Annotated in this window: 22 protein-coding genes, 1 tRNA gene and 1 pseudogene; 15 read left to right on the plus strand and 9 right to left on the minus strand. The window is 59.9% G+C overall.

Annotated elements, in window-relative coordinates:
- Positions 1-136 precede the first annotated feature (136 nt).
- The 5 genes and pseudogenes from HB393_RS05820 to HB393_RS25110 form a co-directional block, all read right to left on the minus strand.
- Positions 137-673 carry a hypothetical protein gene (locus HB393_RS05820; protein WP_345945051.1) on the minus strand — a complete coding sequence of 179 codons (537 nt, stop codon included), beginning with the start codon at positions 671-673 and terminating at the stop codon, positions 137-139.
- 23 nt (positions 674-696) lie between these two features.
- Entirely contained in the window at positions 697-933 is a 237-nt protein-coding gene (locus HB393_RS05825) for a hypothetical protein (protein ID WP_213804222.1), read from the minus strand.
- Between the two features lie 6 nt (positions 934-939).
- A complete protein-coding gene (locus tag HB393_RS05830; RefSeq protein WP_255550845.1) occupies positions 940-1,152 on the minus strand; it encodes a hypothetical protein in 213 nt (70 codons plus the stop codon).
- A 54-nt stretch (positions 1,153-1,206) separates the two neighbouring features.
- On the minus strand, positions 1,207-2,544 hold the full coding sequence (locus HB393_RS05835) for a TrbI/VirB10 family protein (RefSeq protein ID WP_213804224.1): 1,338 nt from the start codon (positions 2,542-2,544) through the stop codon (positions 1,207-1,209).
- Positions 2,545-2,743: 199 nt separating this feature from the next.
- A pseudogene (locus HB393_RS25110) lies at positions 2,744-2,929 on the minus strand (LysR family transcriptional regulator); the annotation flags it as partial.
- 300 nt (positions 2,930-3,229) lie between these two features.
- Between HB393_RS25110 and HB393_RS05845 the strand changes: the two are divergent.
- Positions 3,230-3,469, plus strand: coding sequence for a helix-turn-helix domain-containing protein (locus HB393_RS05845; protein WP_213804225.1), 240 nt, complete (start codon positions 3,230-3,232; stop codon positions 3,467-3,469).
- A 44-nt stretch (positions 3,470-3,513) separates the two neighbouring features.
- Positions 3,514-4,881 carry a tyrosine-type recombinase/integrase gene (locus HB393_RS05850; RefSeq protein ID WP_213804226.1) on the plus strand — a complete coding sequence of 456 codons (1,368 nt, stop codon included), beginning with the start codon at positions 3,514-3,516 and terminating at the stop codon, positions 4,879-4,881.
- A gap of 14 nt (positions 4,882-4,895) precedes the next feature.
- On the opposite strand, the gene HB393_RS05855 is transcribed toward HB393_RS05850, so the two are convergent.
- Positions 4,896-4,971 (minus strand) — tRNA-Ala (locus tag HB393_RS05855).
- Between the two features lie 233 nt (positions 4,972-5,204).
- Here HB393_RS05855 and HB393_RS05860 point away from each other — a divergent pair.
- From HB393_RS05860 to HB393_RS05885, 6 genes are all read left to right on the plus strand, one after another.
- Complete coding sequence (locus HB393_RS05860) at positions 5,205-5,915, plus strand: sigma-70 family RNA polymerase sigma factor (protein ID WP_213804227.1); 711 nt, start codon at positions 5,205-5,207, stop codon at positions 5,913-5,915.
- Positions 5,912-6,625, plus strand: coding sequence for a zf-HC2 domain-containing protein (locus HB393_RS05865; RefSeq protein WP_213804228.1), 714 nt, complete (start codon positions 5,912-5,914; stop codon positions 6,623-6,625). The genes HB393_RS05860 and HB393_RS05865 overlap by 4 nt, the downstream gene beginning before the upstream one ends.
- Positions 6,626-6,801: 176 nt before the next feature.
- Complete coding sequence (locus tag HB393_RS05870; protein WP_255550846.1) at positions 6,802-8,634, plus strand: hypothetical protein; 1,833 nt, start codon at positions 6,802-6,804, stop codon at positions 8,632-8,634.
- A gap of 375 nt (positions 8,635-9,009) precedes the next feature.
- Positions 9,010-9,867, plus strand: coding sequence for a ribonuclease III (gene rnc, locus HB393_RS05875; RefSeq protein ID WP_255550847.1), 858 nt, complete (start codon positions 9,010-9,012; stop codon positions 9,865-9,867).
- Positions 9,868-9,870: 3 nt separating this feature from the next.
- Positions 9,871-10,656 carry a signal peptidase I gene (lepB, locus tag HB393_RS05880; RefSeq protein WP_213804229.1) on the plus strand — a complete coding sequence of 262 codons (786 nt, stop codon included), beginning with the start codon at positions 9,871-9,873 and terminating at the stop codon, positions 10,654-10,656.
- A 532-nt stretch (positions 10,657-11,188) separates the two neighbouring features.
- On the plus strand, positions 11,189-12,076 hold the full coding sequence (locus HB393_RS05885; RefSeq protein WP_213804230.1) for a DNA/RNA non-specific endonuclease: 888 nt from the start codon (positions 11,189-11,191) through the stop codon (positions 12,074-12,076).
- Positions 12,077-12,086: 10 nt separating this feature from the next.
- On the opposite strand, the gene HB393_RS05890 is transcribed toward HB393_RS05885, so the two are convergent.
- Positions 12,087-12,917 (minus strand): response regulator, encoded by an 831-nt coding sequence (locus HB393_RS05890; RefSeq protein WP_213804231.1) that lies wholly within the window; start codon positions 12,915-12,917, stop codon positions 12,087-12,089.
- Positions 12,918-13,464: 547 nt separating this feature from the next.
- Between HB393_RS05890 and lepB (HB393_RS05895) the strand changes: the two genes are divergently transcribed.
- On the plus strand, positions 13,465-14,274 hold the full coding sequence (gene lepB / locus HB393_RS05895; protein WP_213804232.1) for a signal peptidase I: 810 nt from the start codon (positions 13,465-13,467) through the stop codon (positions 14,272-14,274).
- A 67-nt stretch (positions 14,275-14,341) separates the two neighbouring features.
- A complete protein-coding gene (locus tag HB393_RS05900; RefSeq protein ID WP_213804233.1) occupies positions 14,342-15,994 on the plus strand; it encodes an AsmA family protein in 1,653 nt (550 codons plus the stop codon).
- A gap of 5 nt (positions 15,995-15,999) precedes the next feature.
- On the opposite strand, the gene HB393_RS05905 is transcribed toward HB393_RS05900, so the two are convergent.
- Together HB393_RS05905 and rlmB are read right to left on the minus strand one after the other, a co-directional pair.
- A complete protein-coding gene (locus HB393_RS05905; RefSeq protein ID WP_213804234.1) occupies positions 16,000-18,024 on the minus strand; it encodes a M1 family aminopeptidase in 2,025 nt (674 codons plus the stop codon).
- 2 nt (positions 18,025-18,026) lie between these two features.
- Positions 18,027-18,809 (minus strand): 23S rRNA (guanosine(2251)-2'-O)-methyltransferase RlmB, encoded by a 783-nt coding sequence (gene rlmB, locus HB393_RS05910; RefSeq protein WP_213804235.1) that lies wholly within the window; start codon positions 18,807-18,809, stop codon positions 18,027-18,029.
- A 240-nt stretch (positions 18,810-19,049) separates the two neighbouring features.
- Between rlmB and HB393_RS05915 the strand changes: the two genes are divergently transcribed.
- From HB393_RS05915 to HB393_RS05935, 5 genes are all read left to right on the plus strand, one after another.
- Positions 19,050-19,754 (plus strand): RNA polymerase sigma factor, encoded by a 705-nt coding sequence (locus HB393_RS05915; protein ID WP_213804236.1) that lies wholly within the window; start codon positions 19,050-19,052, stop codon positions 19,752-19,754.
- Between the two features lie 386 nt (positions 19,755-20,140).
- The gene (locus HB393_RS05920) at positions 20,141-20,692 is read left to right on the plus strand and encodes a zinc ribbon domain-containing protein (protein ID WP_213804237.1); all 552 of its coding nucleotides are present in this window, start codon (positions 20,141-20,143) and stop codon (positions 20,690-20,692) included.
- A gap of 6 nt (positions 20,693-20,698) precedes the next feature.
- A complete protein-coding gene (locus HB393_RS05925) occupies positions 20,699-21,484 on the plus strand; it encodes a LytTR family DNA-binding domain-containing protein (protein WP_213804238.1) in 786 nt (261 codons plus the stop codon).
- Positions 21,485-21,959: 475 nt separating this feature from the next.
- The gene (locus HB393_RS05930; protein ID WP_213804239.1) at positions 21,960-22,199 is read left to right on the plus strand and encodes a DUF2934 domain-containing protein; all 240 of its coding nucleotides are present in this window, start codon (positions 21,960-21,962) and stop codon (positions 22,197-22,199) included.
- 149 nt (positions 22,200-22,348) lie between these two features.
- Entirely contained in the window at positions 22,349-22,657 is a 309-nt protein-coding gene (locus HB393_RS05935) for a hypothetical protein (RefSeq protein WP_213804240.1), read from the plus strand.
- The last annotated feature ends 491 nt before the right edge of the window (positions 22,658-23,148 follow it).

Here is a 23,148-nt window from a genome sequence, read left to right on the forward strand (position 1 = left end):
GCGTTCCATGTTCGTGACGGTCATCTGAGAGGCAAGGCAGGCTTGCAAGACGCCTTGCGATTGCATCTCGGACATCTTCTGGGCTTCGGCAGCATTCAGGAGATTAAGCTGCTCGACCTCGGTGTTGGTGCCATCGCTACCGTCGAGCTGCTGCGAGGCGAGCGTGTTGTTTGCGGTGACGTTCTGTGTCCTCGCGCCTCTGTACTGGCCGACTGCGGTAAGGCAGTCGGGAGAGATAGAGTCCGATGCCTCGATCATGGCAAGTTGCGAAAGCTGTGCGCTTCCCGGCGTCTGCCCTTGCAGGTATGTGGTTGTGTTCCCGCTTACCTTGATTGTCCCGGCAGTCCAGGGCCGTGGACGACGCACTGGGCGAGTTCGTATTGAGCGCGATGCTCATGCCGCTCGTCTCACCAAACATATTGGCGACGTTGGCGTTCTTCATGGCATTCAAGGTCGTCTGCCACTGCTGCTTGAGTGAGAAGTGTGTGATGTTGTTCTGGAGCATCTTGTACTGCGACTCCAAGGTCGTGAGCTGGGAGACAAGACTGGCATAGCTAGTCGGGTCGAAGACGATGTCGCCGATCCCGAAGAGAGCGAAGCTAGGTGTCGCGGTCAACAAGAGCAGACCGCCGGTAAGAAGATACTTGTTGCGTTTGGTCATCACGAGTTTCATACAGCCTCCTTTGGGGGAAAAAGCTAGAACCACTGCGGGCGGGTGGGGTCCAACCTGTCCAGGGAAAAGTGACGGATGTCGGTCACGATCTTGCATGGAAACGCCGTCACAGCGTCAACGGTCTGGGCAAACCAATCGAGCGTGCTGGCTACAGAGCTATGTCCGACCGTCGAGATGAGAAGAGCGAGAGCCAGCATGGATGCACTGACTGAGAGAATGAGCCTGTTGCGTCTTGTAATGTTGAGTGTGGTCCTAAGCACAACCTCCTATTCCTGATCCACGAACTGGCGGGCAACCTGTGGAATCATCGCAACCCACCCGGAACCGCACCGCTCGATGGCTTCCGCAATGGTGTATCCCTGTTCCATAAGCCAGTCGGCACGATTGAGGACCAGAGCAACAGCGACTTTCTCACCAGTGGACTGGACAGCCCAGGCGTCGTGACCGCCGCGCTTGGCATCCTCCGCTTTGCGGAGCAAATGGTCGTATCTTGAATTGCTCTCATCCATACGGGCACCTCTAGGGAAAAGCGTTTACATGGTCGGATCGACGCGATGCTCCGCGTAGGAGGGAATTAGGATGTCGCGCCCAACGTATACGCGGGCACGGGAACCTTCCTTGAGCGTGATGACAGGCAGGCGATTCAGAAAGTGGTTCAACACCTGCTCACCCTCGGTGGCCGACTGCTCGGAGATCCCGCTGCGTATCTGGGATGACGCTGTAAGCACACTGCCGTTGTTGCCGATCTGCGCCAAACCACCTAAACCGCCCACGGCTGCAGCCGCGCCGAAGGCCATCAGATAGCCGTGGTCTACTTTGGTCGCGAGGCCAGTAGTGCCTAATGGGTCAAGGCCAATGTACTTATCGAAGTCAAGCGAGAACCCATCCGGGCAAACGGCGCGATGGAAGGTGACGAACATCTTGCGCTGCTGGGCATTTCCCACGCTCTGTACTGTGCCGATCAATCGTGTCCCCTGCGGCATGAGAAGCTGCTGATGGTCGTGAGAGTAGTAGTCGGTGGTGAGCATGACCAGGATCGGGCCGCTCAACCCGCCGTCAATATGGTTGGTGACAACCCCTTCAAATACCGTTCCCTCGAAGACGCGATAAAGACGGCCCTGATAGCTATCGAAGTCGTATACGGCCATCGCGTCGGCCTTGGAAGCAGCTCTGGCCTGTTGAGCGGAGGGCACCGGCACAACACCGGGCTTGTCGCTCGCGCTAGTGGGAGATGGACTGGTGGGAGTTTCCTCGACAGTCTGGGGATGCGCCTCCTCACGCTCCCCCAATACAGCCGTTGCCGTCTGCGACGGGACGGCGGCACCGGCACCGGGCGCTGCGCCCGCGTGGGCGAAGTCGATAGCGACCGTATCGCTATTGATGGCGTCCTGCGCTTGTTTTTCCTTCGCAAGCTGTTTTTGCTTGGCCTCTGCCTGAGCCTGCGAGATGTTCGAGGTGTGTTGTGGTGCGTTCGGGCTATTGCCATAGATCGCATCTCGCTGCGCTGCCGTCATCGGCTGTGTCCCGGCGGCCTCTGGACCGGGGACACTCTGTTCGGCCTGTAGTTGCTGCATCGCAGCGGCCAACTCCTGCTGATGTTGGCGCTCCTCAGCGTCTCGCTGGGCCTGCACCTGCTGCTGCGTCGAAAAGCTGTTTACCTGCTGGGCATTCGGCGAAGCGGGGCGCATGGTCATTGCGCTTGCCGGGGCTGCTTTCTTGTTGCCGTTCAACAGGCTCGACACATTGGCGACGCCGATTAGGGCAATGATGACAACGAGGACGATTACCACCGGCATACCCTTTTTGAGTGGTGACTTCGCTTCCGGCTGTTCCGGGACGGTTGCGGGCGGATTCTGGTTTGGCTCGGTCATGGCTAGTTCGCCCCTCCCACGCGGTGAAACTCGACCTTCTGCTTACCGATGGCGAGATACCCTGATCGACCAGAGGGGTACATCCGAAGCGAACGGAGCGGATGTCACCACGTTCAATCGCTATGAGCGCATCGAGAACTTCATCGCGCGTCTCCAACAAGATCCGGGCAAGAACCTTGAATGCGATGCCCGTATCCGTGGGCCTGATGCGACCACCTTTCATCTTTCGGAAGAGGCGGACGGAGGCGTTCTCCTGAAACTGTCGCGCCTGAACACTGAGGTTAGGCTGCGCGGTTCGCAACTCTTCCGCAGCCGCGCGGAATCCCTGTTTCTCCAGGATCGCGAGAAGATATCGAAAGTGACGAAGCTCGGCCCATTCATACATAACGCACCGCTCGACAGGATGACGTGCTGTGGCACTCCACTGCAAACGAGCGGGAAAATCGCACCTCCGCCTGTGGAAATTCTGTCAATCCTGTTTCTAGTTATCAACAGAAATCTCAATTTTGGCCAAACTTACGCCACACGGTGTAAGCGCGCTTCACAACTGGGCTTAGGCGGGGGTGATACGTAAAACGTATCACCCGATAAATGGAAAGTATTAGACAACGCCTTTCCGCCGCGAGAGGCTAGGCACATTTCCCGGTATCTACCGACACCGGGATTCCACATGTGGAGATGCGCTATGGCTTTCGCAGCGAGCGTTCAGCAAATGCCGTCCAGGGATGTCCTTCTCACCGTTGAGGACGTTGCGCAACGACTGAACGTTACGAAGGACTGGGTATGGGATCACTCCTCACGCAAGGCACCGTTTCTTCCTGTCATCCGGATGAGCGACGGAGTTTTACGCTATCGCCTGAGCGAGGTTGAGGAGTTCGTCAACGAGCGCGAACGCGCCTCTGTTTTACGCAGAAAACGCCGGTAAAATAGAAGGTGCCCGCTTGGTTCCCCCACAGAACTGAGGACGTTATGGGTAAGTCGCACCAGAAGGGATGGGTTCTCGTTCGAGGAAAGAAATGGTACGGCTACTTTCGCCGCACAGTCCTCGATCCAGATACCAATCAAACCAGGACAGCCGCGATTCCAGTCGCGCTCGGTCTGAGATCAGAGATGACGAAGACGCAGGCGCGAGAGAAGTTGGAAAGCGAGATCGTCCGCCTCACTGGGCAGACTTCCGAGGATGGCACCGTGAAGAGCGGCATGGTCACCTTCGGATGGTTTGTTCGCAACCGCTACCTGCCACTGAAGCAGGCGGACTGGAGAGAAGAGACCGCCAAGATCAAGACGTACCTGATCCAGGCGGATCTCGTGAACGAGTTCGAAGATGTTCGACTGGAAAGCTTCGATAAGTTCACTCTGCAACACCACCTGAACAGATTGGCCAAAATCCATTCCAAGGACAGAGTCTTGCAGATTCGTTCCTACATGCGGGCCATCTTCGCGGAGGCAGTCGATCAGGACTTCCTCTCAAAAGATCCGGCGCGTATGGTCAAGCCGCCGGCGAACCTCCGTGAGGTCGATAGAACGACCCTTACGTGGGATCAACTCCGCGCGGCCCTGGCGAAGCTGGACGAACTGAGTTTGCGTGATTGGATTCTGATCAAGCTCGATATGTCGAATGCGCTTCGGCCCAGTGAGTTGTTCCCGCTGCGCTGGCGCTGCTTCGATGATGTGAAGCAAGTGCTTGATATTCAGGAGACGATCTACAAAGGCAAGCTTCGTCCGTTTGGCAAGACGAAAGGAAGTCTGACCAAAGTGCCCGTCGCCGGAGTCCTGGCGGAGGAGTTGGTGGAATGGCGAGCGCAACTGAAGAAGCAGGGCAAGGACACCTCTCCGGATGCGTTCCTGTTTCCAGGCCGATTCGGCGGCCCGATGGATTCGAGCAACTATCGCCACCGGGTGCTGCATAAGCTGGCCGACGAACTGGAGTTGCCGAAGCTGACCTTCCAGGTCATCCGGCGCACCATCGCCACGCTTGGCAAGACCAAAGGTCACGTCAAGGACATCCAGGGCATGATGCGCCACTCGAAGGCTTCGACGACGACGGACGTTTACATGCAGTCGCTCGAACCGGAGGTGCGCTCGACCATCAACTCGATTCACTCCGAGCTGATGAGCAATGGCACGAAAGAACCCGATCCTTGGGAACCGGACACAACGGGAAGGCGCTTCCCTGGCGGAGACAGGAACTTCGCTGCACAGGGGAAAAAGCCCCTCGAAACTCGCCAGTCGGTGGTTTCCGAACACAGGAAATCCACGAATCCGAATCCGGTCCGCGGTGTGGTTTTGGAGTTTGCTACAAAATTGCTACAAAGTAGCGGAAGGGGGGAGTGCTAAATGCTTGAAATAATTGGTGGACCTGATCGGGATCGAACCGATGACCTCTTCCATGCCATGGAAGCGCGCTCCCAGCTGCGCCACAGGCCCACTCTTAGGAAGGACTCCATCTATTCTGACTGACCCTACGCGGTTCGTCAACGTCACGTAGCTTTTTCCCAATAATCATGGGAACTAAGTGGCCCCCTGCTGGTGTCTAAGTACAGTAGAGTGAGCGAGCACTCGGTCGGCGCCGGCGCTGTTTCTCCCGTCTCCTTACGCCTGTGGCATCAGTGCCATTTGCCGGAGACCGAAAGAAAGTCGTACTGTAGAGGACACCCGATATGCAGGCGGGCATGGCAGTGGGCAATCTAGCAAGCGCGATCGGTATCACCACGGAAGACGCATCTCTCGTCGCCGACCTCAAGGCCGGCTCCGAAGAGGCATTTGGCCTGCTCATCGCGCAGTATCACCAGCCGCTTTACTCTCTCATCGCGCGCAGCATCAACGACCCCGCAGACGCATCCGACATCACCCAGGAAGTCTTCATCAAGGTCTTCCGCAGCATCCGCGGCTTCAACGGCGACGCCAGCCTCCGTACCTGGCTCTACCGAATCGCCCTGCACGAGGCCTCCAACCAGCGCCGTTGGTGGTCCCGCCACAAGCGTCAGGAAATCACCATCGACTCCACTCCCGAGTCGGATGAAGAAGGCGACTCCCTCTGCCTCAGCGCCACCCTTGCCGACCAGGGAGAATCCCCCTACGAGCAAGCCGTCCAGTCCGAGTCCCGCGAGCGCCTCGAATCCGCCCTCCGCCAGCTTCCCGAGGCATACCGCACCGTCGTCGTTCTCCGCGAGATCGAGGGCTTCGCCTACGAAGAGATCGCCGAGATCCTCGACCTCCAGCTCGGCACAGTTAAATCCCGCCTCACTCGCGGTCGTACTGCTCTTCGATCGCTATTGGTAGCCGACTCCAAAGCTGCCGCCTCGAAATCCGTTCACTCTTCTGCGTCACCGCACTCCTTCCAGGCATCCAAAGGAGCGGCAACCCGATGACTGAGCGCCAGACCCAAATCCCGAACAGCCTCACCAGTCGTTGCAATTCAATCCGTGCCTTCTTCTCCGCATACCTGGACGGAGCCGTCAGCGGCCGCCGCATGCAGACCATCGCCACCCATCTTGAGACCTGCGACTCCTGCCATCAGGAGTTCGAAGCCATGCGAGACATGCAGCGCTCTCTCGCCGAACTCGGAACCCTCAAGCCGCCCGCCGACCTCGGCATGAAGCTCCGCCTCGCCATCTCCCATGAGCGCGCCCGCCGCAAGGCCGGCCTCTTCGACGGCTTCAGTCTCAAGTGGCAGAACGCCATTCGCCCCGTGCTCATCCAGGCCTCTGCTGGCTTTGCGGGCACCATCGTCCTCCTCGGAGGCATTCTGCTGCTGCTCGGCATGGTCGCCGCTCCCGAGCCAGTCATGGCCAACGACGAACCTCTCGGCGCAATGACCGTCCCGCACTACCGCTACTCCGCTGCCTTGCCGCGCCCCATCATCAACAGCCACGACGCCACCATCATCGTGGAGGCCTACGTCAACAGTGAGGGTCGCGTCTACGACTATAAGATCGTCTCCGGCCCCGAAGACACCGCCGTCCAGATCCAGATTGTCGATCAGCTCCTCCTCAGCGTCTTCGAGCCAGCTCGTGTCTTCGGAGCCCCCATCCGCGGCCGCGCCGTGGTCACCTTCTCCGGAGTCTCAGTCCAGGGCTGACCCGCCTCCGCAAGAAAGCGGGACCGCAGTCTACCAATTCCTATCAGCATTTATCCCCGAAATCACCGTCACGCTTTAAAATCGGTGCCATCGGCGTTAAGCCTCCTTCCGAACACCCCACATTCCATCCCTCCCTAAAATGCTCTAAACTCCACAGGGAGCGTCGAACACCTATCGTGTCATCCCAAAACCCATTCCGCATCGCAGCGATCACCCTCGCAGTCCTCTCCTGCTCTCTGGTAGCCATGGCCCAGTCCCAGCCCCAGTCGTCCAGCAGTAAGTCGTCGTCCAGCAGCAAGTCCTCCAGCAGCCAGAGCACCGTCCAGCAGGACTCCCGCAGCACCGACACCCGTCCTGCGGCCGCTCCCCGCATCGCCCAGCCCGAAGCTGGCGGCTCCGCCATCACCCTCGAGACCAGCGAGCCACTCTTCTACATCGCCACCGCCCTCAACACCTGCGGCTACGACGCCGGCCTCTCAGCCTCGACACCCGTTCGCACCGCGATCCGTCAGGAGATCAACGACGCCCTGGCCGCCTCCGCCGAAGCCCGCGACGCACGCGACGCCCTCTGCAGCTACATCCAGCTCCACACCCTCGCCGACAGCGGCCTCAACCTCGCTCAGTACGTCTCCCTCGCCGTCTATCTCAAGCCGCCACCCGAGCTCACCCCCACCGCCGAAGAGACCGAGCTCCCCGCCGACTCCACCCAGGTCGTCAACATCCTGCCCCTCCTCCGCACCTTCGGCGAGTCCGTCCACCTCCACGCCATCTGGGTCAACCACCGTCCCGAGTACGAAGACCTCGTCAGCCGCGTCCACGACCCCCTCACCAAGATGGTGCTCAACACCAACATCTATCTCGGCCTCCCCGTCAGCAGCTACGACGGCCGCCGCTTCCTCGTCCTGCTTGAGCCCATGCTCTCCCCCGCCGCCACCAACGCCCGCATCTACTCCAGCGACTTCCTCGTCGTAGCCTCCCCCACCGGCGACCCCTTCGGTCAGGTCCATATGGATCAGGTACGCCACACCTACCTCCACTACGAGGTCGAGCCCCTCGTCTACGCCCGCGCCACCGCCATGGACCGCCTCCTGCCCCTGCTCAAATCCGTCCAGGACGCCCCCCTCGAGTTCACCTTCAAGTCCGACATCGTCGCCCTCATCACCGAGTGCCTCATCAAGGCCATCGAGACCCGCACCATGGACGTCGGCATCGCCAAGCCCAAACGTCCCGACGCCATTCGCCAGCGCATCGACATGGAGCGCTTCGACGCCGAAATGTCCGCCTACGACAAACAGGCCGAGACCGTCCGCCGCCAAGCCGTTCAGCTCGCCGTCCGCCAGGGCTGGGTCCTCGTCGACTACTTCTACGAAAAGCTCGGCATGATGGAGCACGACAACATCAGCCTCAAGGAAGACATCGGCGAGATGGTCTACGGCATGGACGTCCAGCGCGAGCTCCATAAAGACCTGCAGGTCACCTTCCTCCCCCAGGGCTCCAACGACCTCGTCCGCCGCGCTCCTGTCCAGCTCACCGGCCTCCGCCTCGCCGAGCGCAAGCTCCTCCAGGGCGACACCGCCTCCGCCGAGGACCTCGCCAACAAAGCCCTCGCCGACCCCAAGGCCGACCACGCCCAGGCCAACTACGTCCTCGCCCGCATCGCCCTCATGGACAAGGACCCCGACGAGGCCGTCTCCCGCTTCCAGACCGTCCTCACCACCTCCAAGGAGCCCCGCACCCTCGCCTGGGCCCACATCTACCTGGGCCGCCTCTACGACGTGAAGCCCGACCGCAAAAAGGCCATCGAAGAGTACCGCGCCGCCCTTACCGTCCGCGACAGCCAGCCCGACACCAAGGCCGCCGCCGACGCCGGCATCAAGCAGCCCTTCGCCTTGCCCAAACGAGCCCAGCAGTCCACCCAGCCCGACGACGACGCCCCCCTCGACCCCAGCGGCAAAGCCGAAAAGGACGCCTACCGCCCGCCGCCCGGAGACCCAGCCCCGCAGCATTAATCCGCGAATCTCCGGCAGCAACCGCCGAGGGGGAGTATCGAACCCGGTTCAAGCCCCCGCTTACACCGCTGATTCTGCGGCATTTGAAATCGTTCCATTTGCTTCCGGACACTCCAAGGCTTTAGCCTTGGCATCGTGGGCCTCATACGATCGAGCCCAGCCGCAGGGATAGATTTCTTCGCCGCACGTCTACCATTTCGGTCTATCCGCAGTCGTAACCTTGGTACCGCACGATCATGCCAAGTCTTGTTCTGAGGACGAAGCCGTATTCTGCCTTCGCGGCCAAGTCGCTTTTAGGATTAGCGCAGGGCTTTAGCCCCGGGCCTCTCTTCGGAGCACCCACTGGCTTTCACGAAAAGCGCAAAAGGAGTCGATTTGACGACGCTGAAGCCGAATCCAGGTAAGGCAGGAAGACCTCCGGCGAAGCACCGCAAACCACCCGCCCCACCCTCTCTCCCCGACATCTTCCACCACAAGTTCCAGCGCCCCGAGCTCCTCACCTGGGCTCTCACCCACCGCTCCCTCTCTTACGAGACCAACCCCGAGACCCTCCCCGACCCCACCGCCGACAACGAGCAGCTCGAGTTCATCGGCGACGCCGTCCTCGGCCTCCTCGTCGCCGAAGCCCTCTTCCGCCGATTCCCCAACTCCCGCGAGGGCGAGCTCACTCGCCTCCGCGCCTCCCTCGTCAGCAGCCGCCACCTCGGCAACGTCGCCGCCCGAATCGGTCTGGGCGCCATGCTTCGCCTCGGCCGTGGCGAAGAGGCCAGCGGAGGCCGCCGCAAGCCCGCCCTCCTCGCCAACGCCCTCGAAGCCATCATCGCCGCGCTCTACCTCGACGCCGGCCTCCCCCCCGCCCGCACCTTCGTCGAAAAGCAGATCATCGAGCCCGCCCTGCCCGACCTCCACATCGCCCTCCGCTCCGGCGACACCTTCAGCGGAGCCATCGGCGACCACAAGTCCGCCCTCCAGGAGCACCTCCAGGCCATCGGCGCCGGCCAGCCCGAGTACGTCCTCACCGCCCAGTCCGGCCCTGATCACGCTAAGCGCTTCCGCGTCGAAGTTCGCGTCAATGATCGCTCCGGCGCATCTCGCGCCCTCGCCGAATCCGAAGGCTCCACCAAGAAGCAAGCCCAGCAGGAGGCCGCCCGCCTCGCCTTCGAACACCTCATCGCCGAACAGCAGACCAAGCCACCCGTCTCCGAGTCAAACAACACAGAGGCAACGGGGTAAAAAATGCCGACGGAACCCATCCTGTCGCCCTCCCAACCCCAGACCCAGCCCGGCCTGCTCTCCCAGTCCGCCCCCGATCCCCACCAGACCCACGGTCTCCTCCCTGCCCTTCAGTCGCTCTTTTACATCATCGTCATCGCCATCTTCATCATCACCTTCACCCTCCAGCCCTTCCGCATCCCCTCCGGCTCCATGGAGCCCACTCTCCTCATCGGAGACTTCCTCCTCGTCAACAAGCACAGCCTCGGCTTCGACGAGTCCAACTTCATCCTTCCTCCCACCTCCATCCGCCGCGGCGAAATCATCATCTTCCACTACCCCATCGACCCCAACATGCACCTCATCAAGCGCGTCGTAGGCGTCCCCGGCGACCACCTCCGCCTCCACGAGGGCCACGTCTACATCAACGGCCAGCTCCTCACCGAGCCCTACGCCATCTACCGCCCCAGCACCCCCGACAACTTCCGCGACAACTTCCCCCGCCTCCAAAGCACCTCCCCCGACATCGACCCCGCCTGGTGGATCAAGATGCACCAGCTCATCGACCACGGCGAACTCATCATCCCCACCGGCAACTACTTCGTCCTCGGCGACAACCGCAACGGCAGCGAAGACAGCCGCTACTGGGGCTTCGTCCCCCGCTCCGCCATCGTCGGCAAACCCATGCTCATCTACTTCTCCCTCCCCCCAGACCAATCCGACGCCCCACCCACCCTCCAATCCCACCCCTGGCTCGAAGCAGTCCTGGACTTCGCCCGCTGGGACCGCATCTTCCACATCCCCCACTAAACAAAAAAACAAAGCCCCACGTCACAACGGACACAATGCAGATGCGGGCACGAAAGCGGGTGCCCCATCCTTTTTGCAGTCTCATCGCAAATAGGGTGGGGTATCGGGCACAGCCCGACCGCCTTCCTCCCCCCGCCTCATCTCTCCCGGGCGAACCACAAACGATCGAACCACCCACACAAACTCTCACCCCAGGAACCAAAGCCCGGGTGCCCCATCCTTCGCGCCTTTGTCTCTAGCGAAGGGTGGGAACCACAACCTCTCCCCAGCCACAACGCTTCAAACAAGCACACAATTTGTCACAAACACCCACACAAATTGTCATCCTGAGCGAAGTAACTCGCAGCCTCATCGCGAGTTACGCAATCGAAAGACCTGCGGTTGCACTTGCTGTTGCCGTTGTTCTCGCACTTGTAGTTTCAACGAAGCACCCCCCCGCATTTCAAACCCATCACCCCCCACAAGAATTAACTAGAAAATCCAACCCCCTTGCATCTATAACAAACCACCCTCAAATTAAGAAGACACGACCATGCGCAGAGCCCTACTAGCCCCCTTCCTCCTCACCTGCACCCTAAGCCTCGCCTACCAACAGCACCCTCACACCCGAGCCGCCTTAGGCTCGACCCACCGCTCCTCCGACACCACCCTCACCGATCAGCAAAAACAACTCGCAAACACCCTATGCCTCGACGGAATGCCCGAGAAGACCTCCACCGATCTCGGCCCCACCGAGTTCATCTTCCGCAAAGGCTACGTCCTCGAGCACAGCTCCCTCGACAAGATCCCCCTCTGGGTCTGTGAGCACGTCACCGCCGACCAGCTCGGCCCCGACACCAACCGCTCCAACAAGTTCAAAGCCGACGAAGATCTCAAAGGCCCCCACTCCACCCCCGCCGACTACGCCCGCTCCGGATACGACCAGGGCCATCAAGCCCCAGCCGCCAATCAAGGAAAAAATCAGGAGCTGCAAGACGAGACCTTCCGCATGTCGAACATGGCCCCACAGCGGCCCACCATGAACCGGCAGGCCTGGCGCTCCCTCGAAACCCTCACCCGCAAATGGGTCACCGACAACTCCGAGGCCTACGAGATCACCGGCCCCATCTTCTACGACCCCAAGGAAGACGACCGTCAGACCGCCGACGGCACCATCACCTTCCTCACCATCGGCAAAGACGCAGTCGCCGTTCCCACCCACTTCTACAAGATCATCCTCGTCAAAGACAAAGACACCGGCAACTGGAAGTCCATCGCCTTCGTCATGCCCAACATCGCCACCTATAAATCGCCCTACCACCTCGAGCAGTACATCCAGTCCATCCGCTGGATCGAGCAGCACACCGGCCTAAACTTCATGCCCGACCTCCCCGCCCAGCAGGCCCAGGAGCTCGAAGCCACCGCATCCCCCATGTGGTAGCCCGGATCGCTCAGGCAGGCAGCGCGTCGCTAATCGACTCGATACGGTAGCCATCCATCGCCTGGCTCAGTTGCGCGTCGACCTCATCCGCAATCGTCATCACGCTGAGCAGCAACACACTGAAGTCGATGCTCCCAAGATTTCTCTGCAGCGTCTCGAAGATGCTCACCTGCAGCATCCTCGACTCTTCGATCATCATCGCTGCCGTATAGCCTTGCTGTCGCCGCAGCAATCCATGATCGTGCGCGGCGGCTGACACAAACTCGTCGCTGCCAAGAGGAATCAAGGAACGCAGCCGAACCACCAGATCCATCAGAACCCTGTCCAGATACCCGGTCCGTTCCTCTCGGCTCAAGGAAACAACCATGACCTTTTCGCTCTTCTCAACTCTCTTCAACCATGCTTCGATCGTCTCTTCAATGGTGGATTCCAGAATGGCGGCAATGCTCTTGATCGAGCGCGGAGCAGGAGCCCCCTTCGCCAGCCTGTCCTTGATCACTTTAACCAGCCCATCGACATCCATCGGCTTCACTAGAATCTGATCGGCCTGCATCAGGATCGCCTGCGCCGCCGCGTCCATCTCCGGGAATGCGCTAAGCAAAATGGTGACAGCCTTCGGATTGGCATGGCGCATCGCGCTCACCACCGTTAAGCCGTCTCCCGGCCCTGGCATGTGAAGGTCACTGAGAAGTACCTCGAAGCTGCACGAGCTAATCAACTTCAAAGCTTCAAAGACGCAGTTCGCCATCGTGACAGCGAAGCCACGCCTCTCCAGCAGAGTCGCCAGAGTGGAACATATAAGTTCATCGTCATCGACCAGCAGGATGTTTATTAGGGCCATAAAATCTCCGTAAGAGCATAGGTACCGGGAGTTAACTGATGCGGAGTCTAGCTGCGTGGTTTAGGCGACGCAACCTATAAAGAATATTTTTGCGTTAGTTCCACCAATCATTCCCATGACAGGTTTATAATGTTGCACTTTTTTGCACTTACGAAAGCGAAGCCTGCCGGCGAAGAAAAATCCAGACCAGGACCTTCAAATTTCCCAGCAAATTCGCCTGTCAAGCCCCAAAACCACCTAAACCATTTGCTTCAAATCACTTACAAGTGGCACTTTAGTTTCGGTCAACCCGCTAAAATAGAACTAGAGAAGTAAAGGAAGCGGGCAAGCTTCACCAGATTCGCTAAGTGCTTCCCCTGCACGTATTTGGACGCAAGCCTTTTGGTTGCACGTATTTGGCGAGGGCTCCCCTTCGCATCTCCAGGCAACCAAACCGCTTACGCGCGGCGTAGGGGGAGGGGGGTAGGGTACCGGCAAACAAAGTCCAAGCCGCCACCGATCAGAGATACACTTACCGAAGCCAGAACCGCACCACACGGAGAGATGGATGAACACGAAGGAAGAAGTAGAGCTCGAAGCCGCCGAAAAGGAATACCAGAAGGAGGAGCCGGAGACCCCGCTTGAGTCCCTCGCCTCCATCTGCACCGTCCTCGCCATCGGCCTCTTCGTCATGACCTTCATCTTCCAGAACTTCGAGATTCCCTCCGCCTCGATGGTCAAGACCCTGCTCATCGGCGACCACGTCCTCGTAGACCGCATCGCCCTCGCTCCCCCCACCAAATGGGCGCCCTTCAACTTCTACCGCGACGTCCACCGCGGCGACGTCATCGTCTTTCTCAAGCCAGGCGAGCCCGATCTCTTCCTCGTCAAGCGCGCCATCGGCATCCCCGGCGATCGCATCCACCTCCGCAACGGAGTCGTCTACCTCAACGGAGTAGCCCAGAACGAGCCCCAGGCCGGAATGCCAGCCTTCGACGACAACCCGCAACACGCCTTCCAGCCCTACCGCGACGACTTCCCCAACGTCCCCCCGGGCCGCATGGAAGAAGGCGAGATCACCGCCAGTTGGGCCAACGAGCTTCCCAGCCACATCCAGAACGGCGACCTCGTCGTCCCTCCCGGTAAGATCTTCGCCATGGGTGACAACCGCACCGAGAGCCTCGACGGACGCTACTGGGGCTTCGTTCCCCGCGAGAACATCGTCGGCCGCCCCATGTTCGTCTACTGGTCCTTCGATACTCCCGCCGATCAGATCAACAAGCAAACCATGGCGGATCGCCTCAGCTTTATGGCCCACATCGTGATCCACGTCTTCGACCAGACACGCTGGAAGCGCACTCTGCACCTCATCCGCTAGAATTCCGAGAAGACGAAGACAAAGGACACCCGCGGCGCAGTGAAACTCCCTGCGCCGCACCACTTTCATGCAACAAACCGACCCGATATCCGCGCAGGTTCAGGAAACAGCCCCAACAACCGGGAGCCGCCCGCCTCACCGCTCGCTCCTCCGCAGCCTCGCCTTCGTCTACTACATCCTCTTCGCTCTTTTAGTTCTCGCTCTGCTTCCGCCCTACATCAGCGTCAACCGCTATCAGCACCGCATCGCCGAGAGCATCGGCCAAAGCCTCGGTCGTCCCGTCCATCTCGACAAGGTCACTCTCAACCTGCTTCCGCTTCCCGGATTCACCATCGACAACCTCGTCGTCACCGAAGATCCAGCCTTCGGCAGCGAGCCCATCATCCGCGCCAACTCAGTCCACGTAACGCTGCGCGTCTGGCCGCTCTGGCGTCGTCGCATCGAGTTCTCCTCCATCAGCTTCACCGAACCCAGCGTCAACCTGGTCCATCTTCCCGATGGACGTTGGAACCTCCAAAGCATCCTCCTGCAAGCCTCCCGAATCCAGGCTGCTCCAACCGCCCAGCGAACCATCAGCTCCGCGCCGCGCTTCCCCTACATCGAAGCCACTGGAGCGCGCCTCAACCTCAAGCTCGGCCAGGAGAAGACACCCATCTCCCTCACCGATGCCGAGTTCGCCCTCTGGCTTCCCAATCCCCAGCAATGGCGCATCCGCATCGAGGCTCGTCCCGCCCGCACCGACGCCAACGTCTCCGACACCGGCATCTTCCGCCTCGAAGGCACACTCGGACGCGCTCCCTCCCTCAGTCTGGTTCCCATCAGCCTCGACGCCGAATGGCGCAACGCTCCGCTCGGCGGAGCCAGCCAACTCTTCCTCGGACGCGACGCCAACGTCCGCGGCGATATGACGCTCTCCGCTCACGCCACCGGAACCGTCGGCAACAGCTCCCTCACCACGCGCCTCCGCCTCAACGCCCTTCGCCGCGCCGACTTCGTCCCCCAGCATCCACCCAGCGTCGACCTCCAGTGCCACAGCACCGCAGCCAACTCCTTCCACTCCTTCCCCGACGTCCAGTGCTCCTGGCTGCCCGATAGCTCCTCCACCACGCAAGCCCTCATCCTCACCGCAGCCTTCCCGGACATCCGCCATCTCGACTCCGCCACCGCGCGCCTCACCACCAACCGCCTCCCGCTCTCCACCGTCCTGGACTGGCTCCGCGCCGTCAGCACACGCATCCCAGCGGACCTCACCGCGCAAGGAACCCTCATCGCCAGCGTAGAGGACACTAGCGGCCTCGGCCATTGGCACACGCATTGGGAGACCTCACTCCAGGCCGAAGACCTCACCCTCGCCAGTCCCCTCTCCGGCCTCGTGCCCCTCACCCTCGGAGAGCTCAACCTGACCTCTCCCGCCGCAACCACGCTCCAACTGTCACCCGCAACCATCCCATTAGGAGGCAAGGATCCCGCAACCCTCGAAGGCCGCATCGACTCCCACGGCTACACGCTCCACCTGGCCGGAATGGCAACCATCCCTCACCTCCTGGCCCTGGGCAAAGCCCTTCCTCCACTCGGCGACGGACTCAAGGAAGCGCTTCCCACCAACCGCGCCTCCGGACCCATCCGCATCGACCTCACCGTCGCACGTCCCTGGGGAGGAACCCAAACATGGCAGGAAGCCACTCCCCACCCAACACCCAACCACCACCGCGCTCGTTAGAGCGCTTACTGCACTCGAACCTGCTTCAAGTGCGTACTCGTCCCAACCTCCGGAACGTTCCCGTCGTTCACCAACACCTCCGCCGGACTTCCCTCAAACAAGATCCTCGTTGAAGTACTCGACCGTCCCATCACTCGGAGCCGTTGCGTAGCAGTCAACGTACCCGAACGCACCGTCACCGGCACCTCAGCCGCCGCATCCCCCTCGTTCCGAACCTCCACAGCCACCAGGAAGCCGCCTCGGCCATCCTTCGCCGTCAACTCGCGCGAGTTCACACTGACAATCGAAAGATCCGGCAAGCCTTTGTCCTGGTACACCCAATCCTCGAAGAACCAGTTCAGGTCCTTATGAGCCGCCTCCTCCAGCACCCGCTGAAACTCCTTAGGATCGTCCCTCCGCCGTTCGTCCCGGCGATACGCATGCAGCGCAGCCTGTAGCGCCTCATCCCCTGTCACCGAACGCAGCATCCAGAGCACCGCAGCAGCCTTGGTCCTGTAGTACACCTCATCTCGCGCCTGCAATAGGCTCTGTCCGTCCCCATCCTTTGGCCGCGCCGGTTCGACGAACGCCAGCGGAGTCTCCTGCTCCCGAATCAGCGCAAGCGCTGCCTCACGTCCTCGGATCCGCTCTACCCACAGCCATCCCATGAACTGCGCCACACCCTCATCCAGCCACACATGCGACGAGGTAAACCATCCATGACTTAGCGAGTGGGACAGCACTCCTGCAATCACAGCCGAGTCCGTATCCGCCATCGGCGCGACCAGCAGCGAGCTATCCTCAAACGGCTGACCTACATGGTCGAAGATCGTCACCGTGCGCTGTGGCGCGTCTCCCAGCCACTCGACCATGAGCGGCTGAACCTCCGTCTCGGCCGCCGTGTAACGCGCCACCGCATCTTCATCGTCGGACAGGATCGCCAGCGCCGCGCCATCGTTCCTCTTCACCGCTCCATCCGGAACGAAGAGATTCGGCACACGAAATCCCAGCGGCTGCGCCGCAAAGTCTGCCGAGGCAATCCCCGGAGCACTCTCCGAGAGCGCATTCATATCTTCCACCACCGCCGTCAACGGCTCCCGCTGTCCATCGAAGTAAGCCTCCTTCGGAGCGTCTCCCGCATACTCAATCGTCAGCCGCAGCCGCAGCGTCGCGCCTTCCTGCCGCAGCTTGGTCTGTCCCACCGCCTGGAACAGCTTCGCTCCATCCCCTAGAAATACCGGCACCGACGCCACCGGATACCACAGCACATCTCCAAACCCGCGCAGCGCAATTCCCTCCGCCGCAATCTGGTCCCAGTCCGCGCGGCCCGCCTCTGCATCCGGCGCACCGATCCGCTCCAGTCTTCCACTCGACTGTGCGATCGCACCCGCATAGAAGGCCGAGACGTCGACCGTCGCTCCAACCGCCAACGGCTCCGGTAAGGTCACAATCGCCTCCTGGGCTCCGCCGGTGTGGTCCGCATCGGTATTGATGGCGTGTTGCACAAAAGCCAACGCCACCGACCCCTTCGGACCGGTCGACGCGAACCGCTCCCACTTCAACGAGGAGGAGATCTGAACCACAAGGCGCGTCAGTGCCTGCGTTCCATCGTTGCGCACCGAGAACTTCGCATGCATCACCAACTGCGACTGCGCCGGCACCAGATGTGCGTCCAGATCGTACGCAACAAAGGTCGGCGCTGACCGCTCCGCATCGCTTACCTCGATCTGCGTACCTTCAGCCGGTACCTGCGGTGTCGTTCCTGTGGGCTTTTTCTCATCCTCATCCTCAGGTTTTGTATCCTGGACCGGCGCTTCGTGCCTCTCGAACAGCACCGTTCCCTTGGGAGCAGGCAAACCGTCGGGAGCTTGCGTCTCAGGCGCTGCTGGAGGAGCGCTCTGCGGCTGCGGAGTTGATTGCGAAGACGTCGATTGAGAAGACGACGACTGCGATGAGGAAGACTGCGATTGCGAACTTTGTCCCAGCGCCCCAAATCCCGACACCAGCCCTGCCACGAGCCACACACAGCTCACCGTACCTTGAAAACTCAACCTCAAGATCCCAACCCTTTCAACTTCTTCTTCGGCTTCAGCACCGGCTCTGCCACAGGACGACGCTGTCGCATCGCCTCGTACATCACCACTGCTCCGGCCACCGACACATTCAACGAAGACACCATTCCCGCCATCGGGATTCGTAGCAGGTGATCACAGGTCTTCTTCACCAGGTCGTGCAGCCCTGCTCCTTCGCGCCCCAGTACCAGTATGCAGTCCGTCTTGAAGTCGAAGTCCATGTAGTCCGGGGAGCCTCGCTCATCCAACCCCAGCACCCAGACATTCTTCTGCTTCAACTGCTCCAGCGATCGCACCAGGTTCGTCACTCGCGCAATTCGCACATGCTCCGACGCTCCCGCCGACGTCTTCGCCACAGTCCCTGTCACCGGGGCCGACCTTCGCTCCGGAAGTATCACCCCATCCACCCCGGCCCCATCCGCTGTCCGGATCAGGGCACCCAGGTTGTGAGGATCTTCGACTCCATCGAGAGCCAGAAAGAACCGGTACTCGCCCTCTGGCTTCGGCTTCATCAGGTCTTCGACCGTCAGAAACTCCCGCTCCTTCACCACCGCCAGCACACCCTGGTGCGCATCCGTCTTGGCCAACCTCGTTAGCTGATCCTTCGGCTCCAACGACACCCGCACCCCGGCGCTCCGGCAAAGCTGGATCAGATTCTCCAGGCGTTCATCCCGCCGTTCCCGCGCCACACTGACATGATCCAACCGCCGCGAACCCGAGCGAATCGCCTCCTCCACCGGGTGCAGCCCATAAAGAACTTCCATCCCACCAGTCTACCGCCAGCTATTCCCTGCTACTCCCCAACATTGACGACCATCAGCAAGCCAACTTGACACAATCGCAACAGGCCGAATCCTTTTCGGGAAAGCAACCTCATAAGCGGCTGAAACAGCATCACTTAACTCCAAGACGCCTAAGGTGAGGTCGGTTTCTATGGGGCAACGGGCCGGATGCCTTAGAATAAGAACACCGAACGATCACATGCTCTGCACCAGGGTCGCCCAATGAAATTTGCTCCCTTGAAGAAGGAACACGCCGCAGACCGCGTCTTTTCCGCAACACATCGCGTCTCAGACAATGTGCAGAGTGAAACGATCTCGATCGCGGCAGCCGTCGCTCAGACCCAGAGCGAAAGCGCGGAGATTGCGCGCGGCCTGAAGCGTCAGGACCCAGAGCTGCTGGATCACCTCATCGAGCTCTACCAGCATCGCCTCCTCCGCTACCTGCTCTTCCTTACTGGCAAGCGAGAGGTCGCGGAAGACCTCTTTCAGGAGACCTGGATGCGCGTCCTGCTTCGCGGAGCGCAGTACAACGGCAAGGCGCGCTTCGACACCTGGCTCTTCACCATCGCCCGCAACCTGGTCATCGACCTCTCCCGCAAGCGCACGATGTCCAGCCTGGACGAGATGAGCGAGGGCCGCGAAGACGACCGGCCCTTCGAGATTCCCATGACGGGACCGTCGCCGCTCGAACAGTTCCAATCCCGCGAAGACTCCGCCGAAGTCTCCGCCGTTCTGCTCAAGCTCGAACCGAACTACAGAGAAGTCCTCGTCCTGCGCTTCTACGAAGAACTCTCTTTGGAAGAGATCGCCAACCTCACACGAGCTCCGCTCTCCACCGTAAAATCTCGCCTCTACCGCGGTCTGGCCGCATTGAAGCCGGAGGTGGAGCAGATCCGTGCATCGCATCGCATGGCGGAGGTCGGATAAGTGAACAATCCCATTCATTCCGTCCCGCCAAGGGACGGGCAGAGTGCAACGTCGAAGGACATTCCGACACTCAACTCCGCAGCACATGCCTTGCGCGTAAACCGAACTCATCGCGTCGTCCGCGAACGCGCTAAGTTGCTTCAAGCTCGCAGAAGCCGAGTTCGCAGTCTTTGGATTCCGATGGTGATCTGCTCGGCGCTGATGGTCATCTTCTGTTCGGCAATCTGGAACGTCTTGGACGAGTACGAACTCGTTCCGACTGGGATTCCAGACTCCAGTAACCAACTCTTCGTATTGCTTCTGTGGTTCTTTCCTGTCTCTGCTTCTCTGCTGGCGATGGTATGGTTCCGTCGTACCCGAAGTCGCTCAGAGGAGGAAGCAGCGCAATGACCTTACCCTTCGATACCAAGACGATTCGAGCCCAAAGCTCGACTGCTGGTGGAGACGACGAGTTGAGTATCATCCCAACTTGGTCTGTCATCCTGGCAGTTATCGTCTTCGCCGCAGCTCAATACCTCTTCCATGAGGTGCTTCCGCATGGCAGACACGAGATGCTGCCGATGCGTCTGCTGATGGGCTATTCGTGGGGAACTGCGTTTGCCAGCTACATCCTGCTGGTTGGCTATGTGAGCCGCGACGTCAAGCGCCGCAACATGTCGGCTAAGCTCTGGATGCTGATCGTGATCGTGATGCCAGGCGGAATCGGCGCTGTGGTTTACTTCCTGCTTCGGCAACCAATTCTGTCCCGATGTCCGCATTGCACCACGGAGATTGCTTCCAGCTATCACTTCTGTCCGCAGTGCCAGTTCCAGATGGCTCCTGTTTGTGGGCAATGCTTTCGTGGAGTGCAGATTACGGATGTCTATTGCACTCAGTGTGGACATGATCTGGCTGCGGATGGCGCTCCAGCGAGGCTCCGTGTTTACGGTGATCAGTAGTTCGCTATGCCACTGACTGCATTGATCGTCGACGATGAGGCTTTGGCGCGGCAGGAGCTCAAGTATCTTCTGGAACGCGCTGGTGGCGTTGAGGTTCTGGCTCAAGGGACAAATGGGATTGAAGCTGTCGAGCTGATTCAGACGCATCGTCCCGATGTGGTGTTTCTCGATGTCCAGATGCCTGGTTTGGACGGTTTTGCGGTTTTGAAGAAGCTTTTGGACCGGAAGATCGTGCTGCCTCAGGTGGTGTTTGCCACGGCTTACGACCAGTATGCGGTCCGGGCGTTTGAGGTCAATGCTGTTGATTACCTGCTGAAGCCTTTTGACCGGAAGCGAGTGCTGCAGACGATTGAGAAGGCCGTGGCTCGGTTGGCGGCTCCGGCGGAGTCGAGTGACGCGAAGCTCGATGCCCTGCTGCGGCTGATGGGAGAGCAGGCGCAGGCTCCGAAGGCCAACTCCGGGAAGGTGATCGTTCGCGCTCAAAACAGGCTTCTGCTGGTGGACCAGCGGGAGATCTGTTTTGCTTCTATCGAGGGCGGCGCCATCAGCGTGGTTACTCCTACGGTCGAAGGGCAGTCGAACTGCCGGACGCTAGAGGAGCTGCTGGATCAGCTCGATCCGGAGACCTTCTGGCGAGCTCACCGGTCGTATGTGGTGAATATTCAGCACATACGAGAGGTCGTTCCGTGGTTCAAATCCAGCTATCAGCTCCGGATGGACGATCCTAAGAAGACCGAGATTCCCGTTAGCCGGTCCCAGACCAAACGGCTGAGAGACCTCTTCAATCTTTAGGCTCTGTCCCTTGGAGGGGACCCCCTCCCCCCTTAGCTGCGTGTAACCCATTTATTTCCAATGGGATACGGGAGGTCGACCCCGCTAAGTACGTGTCAGCAAACGGGTTGCGTCCAAATACGTGCAGGAACACGGCTTAGCGGTCTGGCGTTCGCGAAATACGCTCAATTTCTTAGCTCTAGTTCTATTTTATGGGTTTGACCGAAACTAACGTGCCACTTTATTTGGTTTGTTTTGTTTGAGTTAAGTCGTTTGTGGGGTTGACATGCGATTTTGCTGAGGAAATCCGCAGAAACAATTTAAACAGCGTCTTTTGTGGTCTCGTTCCCTGGTTTCTTCTCTCCCTGCCGGGGCAGTAACGCATTGGTCAACAGGGTGTGGAAGGGTGTGGATGAAATCTTAGGTTTTGGCCGTTATCCTAGAGGGGATGCCCCTGTACGGTGGGGCCAGCCCAGCGAGAAGGAGAGTTCAAGAGATGGCAGAGACAGTGAAGAAGCCGAAAGCGCCAGCGAAGACGAAGACGCCAGCAGAGGCGAAGGCTCCGGTGGCCGTGAAGGCTAAGGCAGTAAAGAAGACGGCGGAGGCAAAGGCGGCTCCTCCATCGCACGATGAGATTGCACGGCTGGCCCAGAAGTATTGGGAGGAACGCGGCTGGCAGGATGGATACGCGGAGCAGGACTGGCTGCGGGCGGAGCAAGAACTACGAGCTTCCTAAAGGTTCCGGAGCGAGTCTTTTAAGCGGGATACACGGTCGCCGGGTATTCCGCTTCTTCGTATGTGTGTATGAAAGATCCGCTTGAGGCCATGTACCTCTTGTCGCTTGAGGGTATCCGGTCGCTTGAAGGTATCTGGTAGTCTGCGGGCATGCCGACAGATCTGACATTCGGGCAGTGGGCGGGACGATGGCTCCTGCGCGTGGTGGTGGGCATCCTGGTGCTAGCGACGGCGGTTTACCTGGGAGACTGGGCCGTGTGGCGAGTGCGGGTGGCCATGGGGCACGGGACGAGCAAGTTCATTGTGAGCCGGGTGGTGGTGGCGAAGCTGAAGGGGAACAAAGAAGAGTACTACCCGGACGGGACGAGCGAGGTGGAGTGCAGCCGAAGCCTGTTTCCGCAGACAGAGGCTGGTGCCTGCTGGTGGGTACAACGGCATCCGGTGATCTTCGACCGGTAGTTTGATTCCCGCGGAGACAACTTTCGTTGGAGCGGGGTGTTTTCTCCATCAGAGTGCAAGGGTCTGGTAATCGGAATTTTCGACTACGAGCGGAATAATACGACAGCATCGGTGTCTCTTCATCTGTTAGAGGGAAATTTGTTTTTTCCCCCTCATCGCTCAGAAGTATGTCTTCGGTTGAGTAACTTTGCGATTTATCTGGCTGTAACATTTGTGACAGAACATTTAGTCAACGGTGACGGAGTTTCTGCGGATTGCTGCCCATGCAGATGTATATCGAAGACACCCAAGCGATGGACGAAGGTTTGATTCTTCGGATCACATCGTGATTGGTGGCGTTGGGATGGTGGGATCGGCTCCTCATTCCCATGGGCTGCTGGACGGACAAGCAGAGAGACCGTTACGAAGCTTCAACAATGACAGAGCAGTGGAAGTCCACATTTAGAGCGATTGGAGACGACAGAGGTTTCGACCTACCGCGGGTTGCGCGG

Source organism: Granulicella sp. dw_53, assembly GCF_018449545.1.
GTDB lineage: Bacteria > Acidobacteriota > Terriglobia > Terriglobales > Acidobacteriaceae > Edaphobacter.

Bases quoted from the DNA above. Each gene is read 5' to 3' on its own strand.
- HB393_RS05890 (WP_213804231.1), bottom strand. From the start codon at position 12,917: ATGGCCCTAATAAACATCCTGCTGGTCGATGACGATGAACTTATATGT.
- HB393_RS05820 (WP_345945051.1), bottom strand. From the start codon at position 673: ATGAAACTCGTGATGACCAAACGCAACAAGTATCTTCTTACCGGCGGT.
- HB393_RS05920 (WP_213804237.1), top strand. From the start codon at position 20,141: ATGACCTTACCCTTCGATACCAAGACGATTCGAGCCCAAAGCTCGACT.
- HB393_RS05930 (WP_213804239.1), top strand. From the start codon at position 21,960: ATGGCAGAGACAGTGAAGAAGCCGAAAGCGCCAGCGAAGACGAAGACG.
- HB393_RS05925 (WP_213804238.1), top strand. From the start codon at position 20,699: ATGCCACTGACTGCATTGATCGTCGACGATGAGGCTTTGGCGCGGCAG.
- HB393_RS05845 (WP_213804225.1), top strand. From the start codon at position 3,230: ATGGCTTTCGCAGCGAGCGTTCAGCAAATGCCGTCCAGGGATGTCCTT.
- HB393_RS05915 (WP_213804236.1), top strand. From the start codon at position 19,050: ATGAAATTTGCTCCCTTGAAGAAGGAACACGCCGCAGACCGCGTCTTT.
- lepB (WP_213804232.1), top strand. From the start codon at position 13,465: ATGAACACGAAGGAAGAAGTAGAGCTCGAAGCCGCCGAAAAGGAATAC.
- lepB (WP_213804229.1), top strand. From the start codon at position 9,871: ATGCCGACGGAACCCATCCTGTCGCCCTCCCAACCCCAGACCCAGCCC.
- HB393_RS05835 (WP_213804224.1), bottom strand. From the start codon at position 2,544: ATGACCGAGCCAAACCAGAATCCGCCCGCAACCGTCCCGGAACAGCCG.
- HB393_RS05865 (WP_213804228.1), top strand. From the start codon at position 5,912: ATGACTGAGCGCCAGACCCAAATCCCGAACAGCCTCACCAGTCGTTGC.
- HB393_RS05935 (WP_213804240.1), top strand. From the start codon at position 22,349: ATGCCGACAGATCTGACATTCGGGCAGTGGGCGGGACGATGGCTCCTG.
- HB393_RS05860 (WP_213804227.1), top strand. From the start codon at position 5,205: ATGCAGGCGGGCATGGCAGTGGGCAATCTAGCAAGCGCGATCGGTATC.
- HB393_RS05885 (WP_213804230.1), top strand. From the start codon at position 11,189: ATGCGCAGAGCCCTACTAGCCCCCTTCCTCCTCACCTGCACCCTAAGC.
- HB393_RS05850 (WP_213804226.1), top strand. From the start codon at position 3,514: ATGGGTAAGTCGCACCAGAAGGGATGGGTTCTCGTTCGAGGAAAGAAA.
- HB393_RS05900 (WP_213804233.1), top strand. From the start codon at position 14,342: ATGCAACAAACCGACCCGATATCCGCGCAGGTTCAGGAAACAGCCCCA.
- rlmB (WP_213804235.1), bottom strand. From the start codon at position 18,809: ATGGAAGTTCTTTATGGGCTGCACCCGGTGGAGGAGGCGATTCGCTCG.